We start from the raw sequence: 15,080 nt of genomic DNA, 5'->3' as shown, positions 1-15,080 counted from the left end.
CGGCCATCAGCCGGCGGCTGCTCTCCAGGCGATCATCTCGCGGAGCTGGCCCAGCACTGCACCCGTCTGCACCAGCTGCCGTGTCCTGGACAGCCCTTCCTCCAGGCTGGCGCTCACGCCCGCAAACCAGAGGTAGGCCCCCGCATTCCAGGTCAGCGCCGTTGCCAACGGGCCCTGACCTCCAAGGGCGGCGAGGGCCTGCTCCCTCCAGCTGTCGAGGTCCTGCCAGAGCTCGTCGACGCCGTAGCAGCCCAGGTCCCGCGGGTGAAGAATGACGCGTTCCCCAGTGCCCCCCCGGGCCTTCGCCGTGATGCAGGCGCGGCTGATCGGCAGGTCGGTGCTGCCCTCCAGCCCCTTCACCGTGATCACTGCTGTTTCCCCGGCCAGCTCCAGGGCTTTCCAGGCACGGCTCTCGGTGGGCGGATGAACGAAGCCGCTCACCAGCAGGTGGGGACTGCGGTGGGCGGTCCAGAGCAGTTCGAGGCTGGCGACCGGCGGCCGCTTGCCCAGGTCGTCCCGGATCGGGGTGAGGCGGTCGGCGAGGGGGAAGTGGTCCGGCAGGTGGATGAGGGCGAGGCGCTGGCTGTCGAGGCCCCGCTGCACCGCCTCCAGGGGCAGCCCCTGCAGCACGAGTCCAAGAGAGCTGAACAGTTCCATGGCCGTCACGCCGTATTTCACGGGCATGCGGGCCCCTCCCTGCAGCACCACCGGAAGGCCTGCCGCCGCCAGGGTCAGCGCCGTGAGTGGGTAGAGCGGAGCGGTGCGGGTGCGGCCGTCGAAGGGCATGCCGAAGCACACGGCCGGGGTGGCGCTGCTGAGGCAGGGACCGAGCTCCCGGTAGAGGTCGAGCATGCCCGCCAGTTCCTGGGGCTCGGGCCGCCGGATGCGGTGGGCGATCAGGAAGGCGCCGATCTGGGCCGGTGTGGCCTCGTCCCGCAGCATGAGGGCGAGGGCGTCGTGGGCCTCGGCGCGGCTGAGGCCCCGGCTGGTGTGCTCCCCGCTGCCCACCTTCTGGATGTAGTGCTTGAACCGCTCCCTGCCGCTCAGCCCGGCCGGGGCCTGGGGCTGCCGTTCACGGTCCAACCCTGGGACCGCGTCGATGGGGGTGCCGGCGGAAAGCGCCATCAAGGGCAGGGAAATGGTCCGGCAGCGGCTGCTGGCCAGTGTTCATTGTCCATGGTGCTCCCTCCCCTCATGGCCCCTGGAGGCGCCTGTGCGGCACCCGGTGCTCCAACGAACGCCACAGCTGCAGCCAAAGAAGTATCAAGCAATACCAAACACTTCCTAAAGGCCGATCCCGCGGCCGGCCGGCCTCGGCTTCGGTACCAACGGCTGCATTCGAGGGGGTGCTGGCCCAGGGAAAGTCCTGGTCCTGACGCCACGCCTGATGAGATTTGCAGCCGGCTGCGGGCTTCTGCTCGGTGTTCTGCATGGCCTGTTGGCCGTGGATCTGCAGGCGTCCAGCCTCACTGTTCCAGGCGCCCGGGCACCGCTGGAGGCCTGGAGCCCGCAATCCGGCCCCGAGATCGGCCTCTGATACTGGCGGGAGCCCTGTGATGGCATCGCCATGGCCCTTCCGCTTCAGTCCTCCCAGCGGGTCACGTCGCCCGTCGGCATTGCCCTGGCCTTCCTGGGGATGTTCGTGGTCGGATCCCTGGGCGTGCAGCTCCTGCGGGGCCTGCCTCGGCCATCCGCCTCAGTCGGTGCGACCAAGGGTCCCGAACCGGTTCTGGCCCATCCGGCCGCGCTCTGGAGCGCCCTGGGCGAGCGCTGAGCGGTTTGGCCGTTTGGCCGGTCCGTAACGGTCACGACACACCAATTGGACGCGGGCCGTCACGATGGCCTTCCAGGCGACGCACCCCTCATTGGCGTCTGCCGGCAGCTCAGGTCTTTCTGTTCCCAAGACCAGCCGGCGCCTTGAAAGCCTCAAGCCTCGCTGCCCTGGCGGCGCTGCTCAGGCCTGTGTCCGTGTGTCGCCCCCACGTCATGAGTTCAGCTCCAATCCCTGCCCCGGCAGCCGACGACTCCGCGGCCGGGCTCTCCAAGGTCGAACAGGCGAAAGCCGACCTCTGCGGCCTCGAGCTACGGCCCCGGCTGGCGGAGCTCGCCGGCGAGGGCTGGGAGTCGCTGGATGAAGCCACGCTCACCATCCGGCTCAAGTGGCTCGGGATCTTCTTCAGGCCGGTGACGCCCGGCCGTTTCATGCTGCGGCTGCGGCTCGCCAACGGCGTGATCAACGCCGATCAACTGGAGTTGCTGGCGGAGGCCGTCGACCGCTGCGGTGACTACGGCAGCGCCGACATCACCACCCGCCAGAACCTGCAGCTGCGGGGCCTGCTGTTCGAGGACATGCCACCGTTGCTGGAGGCGATGGAGCGGCTGGGCCTCACCAGCCGCCAGTCCGGCCACGACAACCCCCGCAACATCACGGGCAATCCCCTGGCCGGGATCGATCCCGAGGAGATCGTCGACACCCGTCCGCTGGTGCAGGCCATCCAGGCGCGACTGTTCCAGGCCGACGGCCCCCGCAACCTCCCCCGCAAGTTCAACGTGGCCGTGGGGGGAGCCCCCGACAGCTTCCTGCTGCACAACGACCTGGCCTTCCTGCCGGCCCATCACAACGGCAGGCTGGGCTTCACCGTGATGGTGGGCGGCTTCTTCTCGGCCCAGCGCAACGAGCTGGCCATTCCCCTGGGGCTCTGGCTGGAGGCCGACCAGCTGCCGGATTTCTCCCTGGCGGTGCTGCTCCACTTCGAGCGGTCCGGCAACCGCCAGCAGCGGAACAAGAGCCGCCTGATGTACCTCATCGACGCCCTTGGGCTCGAGGCCTATCGGGACGCCGTGCTCGGGCTCTACGGCGAGTTGGCCGGGCCTGAGGCCCTGGCGCGGGTGCAGCCCCACGATGGCGGCCACCTGGTGAACCGGGCTCCCCGGGATGGCCTCGGCTGGAATCCCCAGAAGCAGGAGGGTCTGGCCTGGATGGGCCTGCATGTGCCCATGGGGCGGCTCGACGCCCCCACCATGTTCGACCTGGCCGATCTGGCGCGGCGTTTCGGCAGCGGCGAGCTCCGCCTCACCGAGGCCCAGAACGTGCTCATCCCGGGGGTGCCGGTGGGGCAGCGGCAGGAGCTGGAAGGGGAACCCCTGCTGCAACGGTTCCGCCCCGCCCCCGGTCCGCTCCAGGCCGAGGCGGTGAGCTGCACGGGCAATGCCTACTGCAGCTTCGCCCTCATTCCCACCAAAGGAACGGCCCAGGCGCTGGTGGAGGAGCTGGAGCGGCGGGTGGAGCTGCCCCATGCCGTGCGCACCCACTGGACGGGGTGTCCAAATGCCTGCGGCCAGCCCTACATGGGCCAGATCGGCCTGATGGGGGCGAAGACGCGCAAGGACGGCCAGATGGTGGAGGCGGCCAAGATCTTCCTGGGGGGCTCCATGGGGGCCGAACCGCGGCTGGCCGAACTCCACGACAAGGGTGTGCCGCTCGACGAGTTACCCGATGTCATCGAGCAACTGCTGGTCGAGCGCTTCGGTGCACGCCGGAAGGCCGCTGCGGCCTGAGCCCGCGGCCAGGGCGCCGGCTGCCACCCAGCCACGCCGGTGCCTGCCAGCGCCGGCGTGCCGCGCTGGCCTGCTCGGCACACCAGCGGCTGTCCAGCTCCAGCAGCGCCTGCCGATCCTCCAGGTCCACGCCCGCGTAGAGCAGGTGGGTGGCGCGCTCGGGCTCCAGCTGCAACTGGGCCAGTTCCTGCCAGAGGCGCTGGCTTCGCGGCTGGTCCGCCCGGCGGAACTGGGCCTCGGCCAGTTGCTGCACCAGAGTCACCAGAATCTGTTGCTCCTTGACCGCTGCCAACCTGGCGGCATCGATGCGTCCCACCCGGGGCCGTTGGTTGCCTGAGTCACGTGTGGTGGTGTCCATCGCCATCGCCCGAGTCGAATCCGTACTCCTTGCTACAGCCGATGGCCGACCGTTGCGACCCCGCCTCACCAAACGTATCGGTCGCCACCGTTGAGGGGATCCAGCTGACGACCCCTCAGGAGCTTCATCCCTCCAGCCTGCCGCCGCCGGGCTCGCGAGACCGCTGGCCCTGGCTCCAGCGCCTGCGGCGCACCACCTCCCTGCTGCTCGAGCCCTGGCTCGCGGCGATCGAGACGGGCCAGATCCAGCCGGAGCCCGACCTGATGGCGGCCCTGGCGCCCCATGTGGACAGGACGGCCGCTGGGCGGCTGCTGGCCTGGTGGCTGGCCACGCCGCAGGCCGATCCGGCCCTGCTGCAGCAGATCGGCCAGTGGCGGGATCCCACCTTCGCCGCCCAGTTGCGCCGTGCCCTGGAGGATGGACCGCCGGAGCGGGTGCGCTGGTTGCTGCCCCTGCTGGGCCATCAGCGCGAGCCGGTTGATTTCCCGCTGCTGCGCCGCTGGGTGCTCGGCCCCCATGCGACCCCGTGTCGCCGCGCTGCCCTTGAGGGCCTCGCTCTCGGCCTGCCGAGCTGGCCCCTGGCGCGGCTCAGGCCCCTGCTGCGCAGCCTTGCCGCCGACCTCGACGGCGGGCTGGCCGGCTCGGCGGTGGATCTGCTGGCCCGGCTGCCTGGGGCCCGGCGCGATCTGGCGCTGCTGGATGGACCGCGGCTCGATCCCGCCGTTCAGGCGCGCCGTCTGCGGCGGCTGGCGGCCCTGCCCGCCCAGCCCCTGGTGCTCGTTGTGCATGGCCGCAGCGGCGGCATCATCCCTCCGGAGCTGGAGCGGCTCCGGGCCGAGCTGGAAGCCCGTCGCGGCGTCCCCGTGGCGCTCCACGGCCTCACCGCGGCAGCCCCACCGGATCCGGGCCCCCTGAGGGCCGCAGCAGGGGGGCGCCCGCTCACCCTCATCCCCCTGTTGCTGCTGCCGGGCGGCCACGTGTGCAGCGATATGCCGGATCTCGCCGGCGCCTGGCGCGCCAGCGGACCGGTGCTGAGGTTGCCGTTCCTCGGTGCGTGGCGCCTGTGGCAGCAGGCGCTTCGGGACGAGGCGGCTGCGCTGGCGGCCGCCGACGGCGGCCGTGGTGGAGGTAACGGCCGCTCCAGACCCCTGCTGCTGCACCACCCCCTCAACAGCGCCGTCGGGGCGCGCTATCTGGCCCATCTGGAGCGCCACTGTGCGGTCCGGGGTCTTGCCACTCCATACAGTGCGGCGGACTCCGAGGAGCAGCTGGCCTTGCTGCGGTCCCCTGATCAGCCCGCCGCCCTGCCGCTGGTGCTGGCCACCAACCGGCTCACCGAGGCGCTGCCGCCGCGGTGCGGCCCGGCGTTGCTGCAACGTCCACGCGTTCGGGACTGCCTGCTGGACCTGCTCGCCGCCCTGCCATGAGCGCATCCCCCCAGCCCGGTGCAGCCACGCGCGGCAGGGTCTACCTGGTGGGTGCGGGGCCTGGGGATCCGGAGCTGCTCACCCTCAAGGCCCACCGGCTGCTGCGCCAGTGCGATGCCCTGGTCTATGACTCCCTGGTGCCCAAGGCCCTGCTCGACCTCGTGCCCAGCCACTGCGAACGCCGTTTCGTCGGCAAGCGCCGGGGTCACCATTCCGTTCCCCAGCCCAGCACCAATGCGGTGCTGGTGGAGCTCGCCGCCAGCCACCGCACGATCGTGCGGCTCAAGGGCGGTGACCCCTTCCTGTTCGGTCGCGGCGGGGAAGAGGCGGCCCACCTTGCCCAGCACGGCATTCCGGTGGAGGTGGTTCCCGGTGTCACCTCCGGCATCGCGGCGCCGGCCTATGCCGGCATTCCCGTGACCCACCGCCGCGCCGGCTCCAGCGTCACCTTCGTGACCGGCCATGAGGAGATCGACAAGGCCCGCCCCGGCGTGAACTGGCAGGGCCTGGCGCGCAGCAGCGACGGTCTGGTGATCTACATGGGCCTGCACAACCTGGAGCGGATCTGTCAGGAGCTGATGGCTGGCGGCCTGGAGCCCTCCACGCCGGCGGCGGTGATCCAGCAGGGAACGGTGCGGGGCCAGCGCAGCCTGGTGGCCGAGCTGGGCAGCCTGGCCGAGCGGGTGGAGCGGGAAGCCTTCTCGTCGCCGTCGATCGTGGTGGTGGGGGCGATGGTGGCCGAGCGGGTCGAGGCCTGCGCCCCCGTGCCGGCCGACGCCGAAATGCCGATTCCGTTCTGAACCGCTGGCGTTCCTGCGCGTCATCGTTGCCGGGAGCCCTTCGGTAGTGAGCGACACCTGGCCGCGCCGAGCGATCTGGTGAGGTGGGACTCTGTTCCAGCGCGATTCCGATGCCCCTTCCCGGTTCGATTCCCCGCTCCACCCGGCAACGGGGCGGCAGCGCTGCCCCCGCCAACCGCCTGGGCAGTGGACGTCGCCCCGACCCCCGAGCCTCCCGGAGCTCGGGCCCGCCGGTGACTCCGCTGGATCGCGACTGGCGGGCCATGCGTCAGGTGCTGGACATGCTGCGAGCCGGCGCAATGCGCATGTGGGGTGAAATCGGGCGCACCACCTGAGGGCCTTTATCAGCCATTCAGACACTCCCTGGTGAGGAAGCTCTCGCCGGTTGGGTGTATCGGTAACACGGGATACAGGCTGCATCAGCGCGTGATGCGTTAATTCATTCGTGAGATTCAGCTCTCGCTGAATCCAATCTTTCCGCCCCAAAGCGGACAGCTGCTGGACACTTCTTTGCGCCTGGGGGCCTTGCCCTCGATGTCCACCAGCTGAATCCAGTCTTTCGGTCGCTCGGGCGCTGCTGATCCTGCCCACCTACAGCAGGGCAGCTCGTCTTGAGGTTCTTCGCTGGGCTCACGAGCAGGCGAGAACCTGTGCGGCTGCAATGGGAATGCAACTCTGTGCCTCACCTTGGCGCAGGTTCGCTGGTTGTCGCGCCACCACTGGCCTGCGGCTGCATCAGCTTGCGTGTCTCCATCGGCGGAGTGTTGACGTTGTGTTGAGTGTTCAAGCACAGCGCAATTGCAGCCCTCTGCCATCCAAAGCCCAGTCCCCACCACCACGATCCCCCATGGTTCGCTCAACGTTGCCGATTCCTTCCGCTTCCGACCCGGTGTCCCGTTTCGTGAACTGGTTCAGCGCTCTGGGCAAGGACATCCCAGCTGCCACCCAATCAGCAGGACAGCAGGACAGGTTCAGCGCGCTGATCAACAAATTCAGCCGCTGAGTCCAACCCACCTCCACGTTCTTTTTCTCCGGGCCTCGTCTTCACCATGGATTACGTCTTACCCAACGAGCTTGTCGACGGCATGATTGCCGCCGGCGGTAAGAAAGCTCATGTCAGCATCAAGAATCTGCTGCTGAGAGGTTTTTACTCCGGTTCGGCTTTGGGCCTGGCCCTCTGCCTGGCTCTCACGATCATGCACCAGACGGGACTTCCCTGGATCGGATCCTTGATCTTCCCGTTCGGTTTCGCCAGCATCGTGCTGTTCGGCATGGAGTTGGTGACAGGAAACTTCGCCCTCCTGCCCATGGCGGTGTGGGCCGGCAAAACCACCTGGGGGAAGACCTTCCGGAACTGGATGTGGGTGTGGATCGGCAATTTCCTTGGCACCGGCCTTGTGGGGATTCTTTTTGCCATCAGCCTCACGAGTGGTGGCACGGCAGACCTGGCAACCGGAACAGGTGACTGGGTCGCTGTGGCCAACAAGATCATTGGCCTGAACAAGGCCAACACGATCGTGAAATACCAGAACCTGGGAGCGCTCGGGTTCTTCCTGGCTTTCCTGCGGGGTCTGATCGCCAACTGGCTGGTGTGCCTTGGGGTCACCCTGGCTCTCGTGAGCAAGAGTGTGCCTGGCAAGATCCTTGCTTGCTGGCTGCCGATCACGGCTTTCCAGGCCCTCGGCATGGAGCACATCGTGGTGAACATGTTCCTGCACACCACTGGCCCCCTGCTGGGCTCCGGTGTGAGTCTGGGCACGGTGGTCTTCTGGAATTATCTTCCTGTCACCGCGGGCAACATCGTGGGTGGGATGGTGTTCATCGGCATGCTCTTCTACAGCACTCACCGCTCGACCATGAGTGATGTGCTGCCACCCGTTCACGACGAGAAACTGGAGCGGGAGCTGGCTGCCGAGCTCGGCGCCCGCTGATCCCTAACGGCCCCATCCCCGGCACAGGTCTCCATTCAGCCCCCTGCGGCGATCCCCTGTCTTCGACCGGGGATTTTTCATGGCGCGGCGCGGATCACGTGGACCATCCGTCGTGGTGCATAAAAAATGCCCACTCGCGCATGACGCGGGAGCGGGCAGTGACGACAAGTTGGGTGGGTCAGCAGGATCGCCGGATCACCACTTCTTGTAGGGCAGGAATTTGCCGCACATGATCACCTGAACGCGGGCTCCGGCCGGATCATCAATCTTTTCGACGTCGAGGGTGAAGTCGATGGCGCTCATGATGCCGTCGCCGAACTTTTCCTGGATCACATCCTTCAGGGGCATCCCGTACACCTGCATGATCTCGTAGAAGCGATAGATCAGCGGATCAGTGGGAATCACCGGGTCCAGACATCCCTTGGTGGGGTAGGTCTGCAGTGCGGCGGTCGTCTCCGCATCGAGGCCCAGCAGCTCTGCCAGTTTCGTGGCTTCCTCAGGGGAAGCTGTGGCCTGACCATAGAACAACGAGGCAATCCAGACCTCATCGCGGCCAAGCGATGTTTCCAGGTCTGAAAAGCTCAGATTCTTGGCCTTCTTGGCGGCCATGAGGGTGGCGGTCAATGCAGACGTCGCTGCGCCCGGCGTGGATGATGCTGCCATGGATCGAGAGATTCGTCATAGGACAAGAGCACAGAAACAGGCCATGGTTTCTGCTCTTTAGGTCGCGAGATGCGACTCTCTCATTCTCTCGCTGAGGCTCCTACTTTCGTGTCGTCGATGCTACGGGAGAGTGCGCTGCTCTGAGCGTTTCAGGTGCGGCCGTCCATGCCGGGGCAACCGCAACCGCACCAGCGCGCCCCCAGTCTCCTGCGCCCCACGGCATCGGTCTCGTGGCGACAGCCGTTCCAGCCACTGCAGAAACCGCACCGTGGTTTGCCGATTCGGTAGTGGTGATCACGTTGACCGGGCCTGCCGGTTCGGTTCACTGGTTAACCCCGTTCCGGTGCTCCCCAGCACCGACCGCCATGGTCGCCACCTCGCCCAAGCCGGCGCCGATGTTCGAGCTGATCCCGTACGAGAAGTTCCGGGATACACCTGCCGTGCGCTTCTTCGACATCACGGTGGCTGCCTCGAACGCCCGTGACTTGGTGATCCATTCCGGACCCGCCATCTCCCCACCGGATGACGCCGAGACGGGGGCCTGGCAGTTCTATCTGCATCCCCACCAGGAGGACAACCTGCTGGCCCTGCACGGCGGCCGCACCTTCTACCTGGTGAACTTCGGCTGGAACTACCCGTTCCACATCGTGCGGCTGGAGACCGGCGGAGACATCCTGCGCATTCCTCCCGGCACCTTCCACCGCTCGGTGTCCGACCCCAACGGCTCGGTGGTGCTGAACCAGGCGGTGCGCGACGAAGGCGCCAGCGTGGTGCGGGAGTTCCGCGTGTACAACAGCCAACGGATCCCGCGGCTGTTCGCCACCACCTCCAGGACGGCGCCCCTGCCGAAGCTGCACGGCCTCAACTGGTGACGATCTCCGCCTGGATGTCCCAGGTGAAGTCGCTGCTCACGCCCACCGGCCCGGAGAAGCTGCCGGTGATGGCGGCTGTGAGTTCGGGTTTGGAGGACGTGGCCAGGGTGATGTAGCGCTCGTCGATCGCCCCCTTGCCACTGGGGTCGAAACCACGCCAGCCGGCTCCCGGCAGGTACACCTCAGCCCAGGCGTGGAGGTCGTAGTGCCGAGGAGCAGGGTCCACCAGGTGGTAGCCGCTCACGAACCGGGCCGGCAGCCCCACGCAGCGGCAGGCCTCCACCATCAGCATGGCCAGATCCCGGCACGATCCCACCCGTTCCTTGAGGGTGCGACCGGCCGGCCAGGCCGGACCCACGTGGCGCTGGGTGTACTTGACCCGGTCCTGAATCATCTCCACCAGCTGGTCCAGGAACATCAGGGCCCGCTGATCGCTCCCCATCAGGGCTTCCTGGGCCATGTCCACCGCCGCCGGATCGTGCTGGCCATTGGGCAGCCATCCCTGCAGGGAGCCCATCAGATCGCCGTTGAGCCGGCCCACCGGATAGGGCAGCAGCGGTTCGTTCGCCTCCAGGCACACCTCCAGGCTCGGCGCCGTCCGGGTGTCCACGGTGCTGGTGGCACACACCAGGAAGCTGTCGGTGCTTCCCTCGAAGCGGGCCCGCAGGATTTCATCCCCACTGGCGGCCACCAGCGGATAGAGGCAGCTGGGCGCCGGGTCGATGGCCAGGTTGAAGTCCACCAGGGTCTGAAAGCCATGCCCCCGGGGTTTGAGGCAGAAGCGATGGGCCCCCAGCAACACCGGCGCGGTATAGCTGTAGGTGAACGAGTGCGTCAGGCGGGCACGCATGCCGGATCAGCACTCTGGGACTCGAGGGTGGGGGCGACGAAGTAGCGCTGCTCGATGAGGGTGTGCAGCCGGTTGAGGTCGGTCTGAAGCGCATCGATCGCTTCGTGCAGGCCCACGGCGATCAGATCGTTGATCCGGGTGTAGCTCCAGCGGGCCAGGGTGAGGCCGCTGAGGCATTCCAGTTCGTCAGGGGCGCCAGGCACTGCCCGCCCCTGCACGATGCGCAGGGTCTCCTGGATCCGCTCCAGGCAGTAGCGCACCGAGCGTGGAAAGATGGGATCCAGCAGCAAAAAGGCGGCCACGGCGCGGGGTTCGATCGCCTGCTGCCGCGACTGGCGGAACATCTGGTAGGCCCCGGCGCTGCGGAGCAGGGAGATCCACTGCAGCTCATCCAGAACGCCCCCCACCTCATCGGGAGAAGGCAGCAGCAGGAAGTACTTCACATCGAGGATGCGGGTGGTCTTGTCCGCCCGCTCCAGCAGTCGGCCCAGACGGCTGAACTGCCAGGAGAGGTCCCGGCTCAAGGTGGAGTCGGTGATGCCATAGAACAGCTGGCAGGCCCGCCGGATGTCGCGCAGCTGCTCCTGGGGTGGCTGGTGCCAGAAGCCCTCGTTTTCCTGCAGCGTCCAGTAGATGTCGTTGAGCTGCTCCCACATCTCGGTGGTGATCACCTCCCGGATCTGGCGGGCGTTCTCCCGGGCGATCGCGATGCAGTTGGCCACGCTGTTGGGGTTGTCCTCGGCGCGCACCAGGAACTCCACCACGTCCATGGGCTGGCCCTGGGGGTAGAGCCGGTCGAACAGCTCGCGGTCGCCGTTCGCATCGATCAGGGGTAGCCAGGGTTCGGCGCTGCCGGGGGGGCAGTCGAGCGCCATCGCCTCGCTCACCTCCACGAAACGGGAGATGTTCTCGGCCCGCTCCACATAGCGGTTGATCCAGTAGAGCGATTCGGCCACACGGCTCAGCATCAGGCCACTCCCTGGTCGGCCTCATGGGGCTCGCTCACGATCCAGGTGTCCTTGCAGCCGCCGCCCTGGGAGGAGTTCACCACCAGGGAGCCGCGCCGCAGGGCCACGCGGGTGAGACCGCCGGGGCTCACCCAGGCGCCCTTGCCACGCAGCACATAGGGCCGCAGATCCACATGGCAGGGGAAGAGCTCTCCCTCACTCAGGGAAGGAACCGTGGACAACTCCAGCGTGGGCTGGGCGATGTAGTTGCGGGGGTTGGCCTCGATCCGGCGGGCGAAGTCGGCGATCTCCTCCGCGCCGGCGTGGGGGCCGATGAGCATGCCGTAACCGCCTGCTTCCGCCACCGCCTTCACCACCAGCTCCGGCAGATGTTCGAGCACATAGGCCCGGTCCTCGTCGCGGGAGCAGAGGTAGGTGGGCACGTTCTCGATGATCGGCTCCTCGCCGAGGTAGTAGCGGATCATCTCGGGCACGTAGGCGTAGATCAGCTTGTCGTCGGCCACCCCGGTGCCGGGAGCGTTGGCGATCGCCACCCGGCCGGCGCGGTAGGCCTCCATCAGGCCCCGGACGCCGAGCATGGAGTCGCTGCGGAAGACGGCGGGATCGAGGAAGTCGTCGTCGATGCGGCGGTAGATCACATCCACCGGCTCCAGGCCGCTGGTGCTGCGCATCCACACCCGATCGTCGTGGCAGATGAGATCACGCCCCTCCACCAGCTGGATGCCCATCTGCTGGGCCAGGTAGCTGTGCTCGAAGTAGGCGCTGTTGAACACCCCGGGCGTGAGCAGCACCACCGTGGGCCGTTCGGTCCAGGGGGCGAGCTCCCGCAGGCTCTGCAGCAGGTGGGAGGGGTAGTCGTCGATCGGCTGCACCGTGCGGGCCGAGAACAGGCTGGGGAACATCCGCTTCATCACCCGCCGGTTCTCCAGGAAGTACGCCACCCCGGAGGGGCAGCGCAGGTTGTCCTCCAGCACCCGCCAGGTGCCCTGGCCGTCGCGGATCAGGTCCAGGCCGGAGATGTGGCACCACTTGCCCAGGGGGGGGCGGAACCCCTGCATCTGCGGCCTCCAACCCTGGGAGCTCTCCAGATCCCCCACGGGCACGATGCCGTCCCGCACGATCAGCCGGTCGCTGTAGATGTCGCCCAGGAACTGATCGATGGCCTCGAGGCGCTGCACCAGCCCCTGCTCGAGCCGCTGCCATTCGCTCGAGCCGATCAGCCGTGGCAGGGGGTCGAACGGCAGGATGCGCTCCACGCCGCGGTTGTCGGAACCGTTGAGCCGGAAGGTGGCCCCCAGGCGTTTGAGCAGCATGCCGGCGGCCGCATGGTTGCGGTTCAGCTCCTCCAGCCCCAGCTGCCCCAGGGACGAGAGCAGGGGGCTGAGGGCGCGGCGCGGTTCGTCGGCGGCACTGAAGTACTCGTCGTAGCCGCGGTTGGGCTTGTAGTCGGTGAACATGCCTGGCCGGCTGGCTGTTCCAATCATGGGCAGCCGTCTGGAGGGTGGCCGGTGTGGGTTGCTACGGAAGCCTCCAACCAGCCCCTCAGAGCAGGAAATAGCGCTGGGCCATCGGCAGCACCTCGGCGGGTTCGCAGGTGAGCAGTTCCCCATCGGCGAACACCTCGTAGGTCTGGGGGTCCACCTCCACCTTGGGCAGAGCACTGTTGTTGCGCATCGCGGCCTTGCCGATGCCGCGGGTGTTCACCACCGGCACGCAACGGCGCTCCAGCCCCAGCTGGCGGGGAAGGTCGGCCTCGAGGCACTCCTGGCTCACGAACGTCAGACAACTGGGGGCCAGGGCCTTGCCGAAGGCGCCGAACATCGGCCGGCCGTGCACCGGGCCGGGGGTGGGGATCGAGGCGTTGGCGTCACCCATCTGGGCCCACACGATCGAGCCTCCCTTGATCACCAGCTCCGGCTTCACGCCGAAGAAGCCCGGCTTCCAGAGCACCAGGTCGGCCAGCTTGCCCACCTCCACCGAACCCACCTGGCTGTCGAGGCCGTGGGCGATGGCCGGGTTGATCGTCACCTTGGCGATGTAGCGCTTGAGGCGGGTGTTGTCGTTGCGGGCGCTGTCCTCCGGCAGGGCGCCCCGCTGCACCTTCATCTTGTGGGCGGTCTGGAAGGTGCGGGTGATCACCTCGCCCACCCGGCCCATGGCCTGGGAGTCGCTGGCGATGATCGAGAAGGCGCCCAGGTCGTGGAGGATGTCCTCGGCGGCGATCGTCTCGCGGCGGATGCGGGATTCGGCGAAGGCCACGTCCTCCGGAATGCGGGGGTCGAGGTGGTGGCACACCATCAGCATGTCGAGGTGTTCCTCGAGCGTGTTGCGGGTGTAGGGCCGGGTGGGGTTGGTGCTGCTGGGCAGCACGTGGGCCTCGCCGCAGATGCGGATGATGTCGGGCGCATGGCCGCCGCCGGCCCCCTCGGTGTGGAAGGTGTGGATCGTGCGGCCGCCGATGGCCCGGATCGTGTCCTCCACGAAGCCCGCTTCGTTGAGGGTGTCGGTGTGGATGCAGACCTGCACGTCGAAGCGGTCGGCCACCGTGAGGCAGCAGTCGATCGCGGCCGGGGTGGTGCCCCAGTCCTCGTGGAGCTTGAGGCCGCAGGCACCGGCGCGCACCTGCTCCTCGAGGGCCTCGGGCGTGGAGGCGTTGCCCTTGCCGAAGAACCCCAGGTTCACCGGCAGGCCTTCGGCGGCCTGGAGCATGCGGCCGATGTGGAACGCCCCGGGGGTGCAGGTGGTGGCATTGGTGCCGGTGGCCGGGCCCGTGCCGCCCCCCAGCAGGGTGGTGACCCCGGAGGCCAGGGCCGTTTCGATCTGCTGGGGGCAGATGAAGTGGATGTGGGTGTCGATGGCGCCGGCGGTCAGGATGTGCCCCTCGCCGGCGATCGCCTCGGTGCCGGGGCCCACCACGATCGTCACCCCCTCCTGGGTGTCGGGGTTGCCCGCCTTGCCGATCGCCACGATGCGCCCGTCCCGCAGGCCGATGTCGGCCTTCACGATCCCCCACCAGTCGAGGATCAGGGCGTTGGTGATCACCGTGTCCACGGCACCGTCGGCGCGGGTGGTCTGGGCCTGACCCATGCCGTCGCGGATCACCTTGCCGCCGCCGAACTTCACCTCGTCGCCGTAGACGGTGAAATCCTTCTCCACCTCCAGGATCAGCTCCGTGTCCGCCAGCCGCAGGCGGTCGCCGCTGGTGGGGCCGTAGGTCTCGGCGTAGGCGCGGCGGGAGATCCTGTAGGGCATGGGGGGTGGCGCTGGTGGTGGCGGGAAGGCTGGGGGCGGGCCGGCTGGCCGCGGGGTCGAAGCGTCGTCAGTCCAGAGGGCCGTTCACCAGGCCGTTGAAGCCCACCACGCGGCGCTGACCGGCGAAGGGCACCAGGTTCACCTCCCGGCTGTCCCCCGGTTCGAAGCGGATCGCCGTGCCGGCCGGGATGTCGAGGCGCAGGCCCCGGGCGGCGTCGCGGTCGAACTGCAAAGCGTCGTTGGCCTCCTGGAAGTGGAAGTGGGAGCCCACCTGCACCGGCCGGTCCCCGCTGTTGGCCACCAGCAAGGTGGTGACGGGCCGGCCAGCGTTGAGTTCGAGCTCGCCGGGTTCCGGGATCAGTTCGCCGGGGATGAAGGGGGCCATGGGAAACGGGCGGGGG

16 protein-coding genes are annotated in these 15,080 nt (G+C 68.1%); 8 read left to right on the top strand and 8 right to left on the bottom strand.

What is annotated here, in order from left to right; genetic code table 11:
* Positions 1 to 6: 6 nt before the first annotated feature.
* Positions 7 to 1,125 (bottom strand): anthranilate phosphoribosyltransferase family protein, encoded by a 1,119-nt coding sequence (locus CPCC7001_RS09550; RefSeq protein ID WP_083782620.1) that lies wholly within the window; start codon positions 1,123 to 1,125, stop codon positions 7 to 9.
* A gap of 262 nt (positions 1,126 to 1,387) precedes the next feature.
* Between CPCC7001_RS09550 and CPCC7001_RS15195 the strand changes: the two genes are divergently transcribed.
* The 3 genes from CPCC7001_RS15195 (at position 1,388) to CPCC7001_RS09540 (ending at position 3,558) form a co-directional block, all read left to right on the top strand.
* On the top strand, positions 1,388 to 1,537 hold the full coding sequence (locus CPCC7001_RS15195; protein WP_156796741.1) for a hypothetical protein: 150 nt from the start codon (positions 1,388 to 1,390) through the stop codon (positions 1,535 to 1,537).
* A 30-nt stretch (positions 1,538 to 1,567) separates the two neighbouring features.
* A complete protein-coding gene (locus CPCC7001_RS09545) occupies positions 1,568 to 1,774 on the top strand; it encodes a hypothetical protein (protein WP_006910862.1) in 207 nt (68 codons plus the stop codon).
* 212 nt (positions 1,775 to 1,986) lie between these two features.
* On the top strand, positions 1,987 to 3,558 hold the full coding sequence (locus tag CPCC7001_RS09540; protein ID WP_006911675.1) for a ferredoxin--nitrite reductase: 1,572 nt from the start codon (positions 1,987 to 1,989) through the stop codon (positions 3,556 to 3,558).
* On the opposite strand, the gene CPCC7001_RS09535 is transcribed toward CPCC7001_RS09540, so the two are convergent.
* Positions 3,500 to 3,916 (bottom strand): hypothetical protein, encoded by a 417-nt coding sequence (locus tag CPCC7001_RS09535; RefSeq protein ID WP_156796740.1) that lies wholly within the window; start codon positions 3,914 to 3,916, stop codon positions 3,500 to 3,502. The two genes, CPCC7001_RS09540 and CPCC7001_RS09535, sit on opposite strands and share 59 nt — an antisense overlap.
* Positions 3,917 to 3,957: 41 nt before the next feature.
* Between CPCC7001_RS09535 and CPCC7001_RS14835 the strand changes: the two genes are divergently transcribed.
* From CPCC7001_RS14835 to CPCC7001_RS09515, 4 genes are all read left to right on the top strand, one after another.
* On the top strand, positions 3,958 to 5,343 hold the full coding sequence (locus CPCC7001_RS14835; RefSeq protein WP_050757103.1) for a CbiX/SirB N-terminal domain-containing protein: 1,386 nt from the start codon (positions 3,958 to 3,960) through the stop codon (positions 5,341 to 5,343).
* Positions 5,340 to 6,143 (top strand): uroporphyrinogen-III C-methyltransferase, encoded by an 804-nt coding sequence (gene cobA / locus CPCC7001_RS09525; RefSeq protein ID WP_006909570.1) that lies wholly within the window; start codon positions 5,340 to 5,342, stop codon positions 6,141 to 6,143. The genes CPCC7001_RS14835 and cobA overlap by 4 nt, the downstream gene beginning before the upstream one ends.
* A 110-nt stretch (positions 6,144 to 6,253) precedes the next feature.
* Positions 6,254 to 6,478: a hypothetical protein gene (locus tag CPCC7001_RS09520; protein WP_006910317.1), complete on the top strand. Its 225-nt coding sequence runs from the start codon at positions 6,254 to 6,256 to the stop codon at positions 6,476 to 6,478.
* Between the two features lie 714 nt (positions 6,479 to 7,192).
* Positions 7,193 to 8,074 carry a formate/nitrite transporter family protein gene (locus CPCC7001_RS09515; protein ID WP_043368898.1) on the top strand — a complete coding sequence of 294 codons (882 nt, stop codon included), beginning with the start codon at positions 7,193 to 7,195 and terminating at the stop codon, positions 8,072 to 8,074.
* A gap of 195 nt (positions 8,075 to 8,269) precedes the next feature.
* On the opposite strand, the gene cynS is transcribed toward CPCC7001_RS09515, so the two are convergent.
* Positions 8,270 to 8,737 (bottom strand): cyanase, encoded by a 468-nt coding sequence (gene cynS, locus CPCC7001_RS09510; protein WP_071778295.1) that lies wholly within the window; start codon positions 8,735 to 8,737, stop codon positions 8,270 to 8,272.
* Positions 8,738 to 9,132: 395 nt separating this feature from the next.
* Between cynS and CPCC7001_RS09505 the strand changes: the two genes are divergently transcribed.
* Positions 9,133 to 9,609 (top strand): hypothetical protein, encoded by a 477-nt coding sequence (locus tag CPCC7001_RS09505; protein WP_043369868.1) that lies wholly within the window; start codon positions 9,133 to 9,135, stop codon positions 9,607 to 9,609.
* Here the strand turns inward: CPCC7001_RS09505 and CPCC7001_RS09500 are convergent.
* The 5 genes from CPCC7001_RS09500 to CPCC7001_RS09480 form a co-directional block, all read right to left on the bottom strand.
* A complete protein-coding gene (locus tag CPCC7001_RS09500) occupies positions 9,599 to 10,459 on the bottom strand; it encodes a transglutaminase family protein (protein WP_006911456.1) in 861 nt (286 codons plus the stop codon). The two genes, CPCC7001_RS09505 and CPCC7001_RS09500, sit on opposite strands and share 11 nt — an antisense overlap.
* Positions 10,444 to 11,427: an alpha-E domain-containing protein gene (locus CPCC7001_RS09495; protein ID WP_006911476.1), complete on the bottom strand. Its 984-nt coding sequence runs from the start codon at positions 11,425 to 11,427 to the stop codon at positions 10,444 to 10,446. The genes CPCC7001_RS09500 and CPCC7001_RS09495 overlap by 16 nt, the downstream gene beginning before the upstream one ends.
* Positions 11,427 to 12,884, bottom strand: coding sequence for a circularly permuted type 2 ATP-grasp protein (locus CPCC7001_RS09490; RefSeq protein ID WP_006910147.1), 1,458 nt, complete (start codon positions 12,882 to 12,884; stop codon positions 11,427 to 11,429). Before CPCC7001_RS09490 ends, CPCC7001_RS09495 begins: the two co-directional genes overlap by 1 nt.
* Positions 12,885 to 12,969: 85 nt before the next feature.
* Positions 12,970 to 14,679 (bottom strand): urease subunit alpha, encoded by a 1,710-nt coding sequence (gene ureC, locus CPCC7001_RS09485; RefSeq protein WP_006910083.1) that lies wholly within the window; start codon positions 14,677 to 14,679, stop codon positions 12,970 to 12,972.
* Between the two features lie 67 nt (positions 14,680 to 14,746).
* Positions 14,747 to 15,064, bottom strand: a complete 318-nt coding sequence (locus tag CPCC7001_RS09480; RefSeq protein WP_006909782.1) for an urease subunit beta — start codon at positions 15,062 to 15,064, stop codon at positions 14,747 to 14,749.
* Positions 15,065 to 15,080 lie beyond the last annotated feature (16 nt).

This window comes from Cyanobium sp. PCC 7001, from assembly GCF_000155635.1.
Classification (GTDB): Bacteria; Cyanobacteriota; Cyanobacteriia; order PCC-6307; family Cyanobiaceae; genus NIES-981.
The sequence above is the reverse complement of the archived record's forward strand: the minus strand, read 5'-3'. Positions and strand labels throughout refer to the sequence as shown.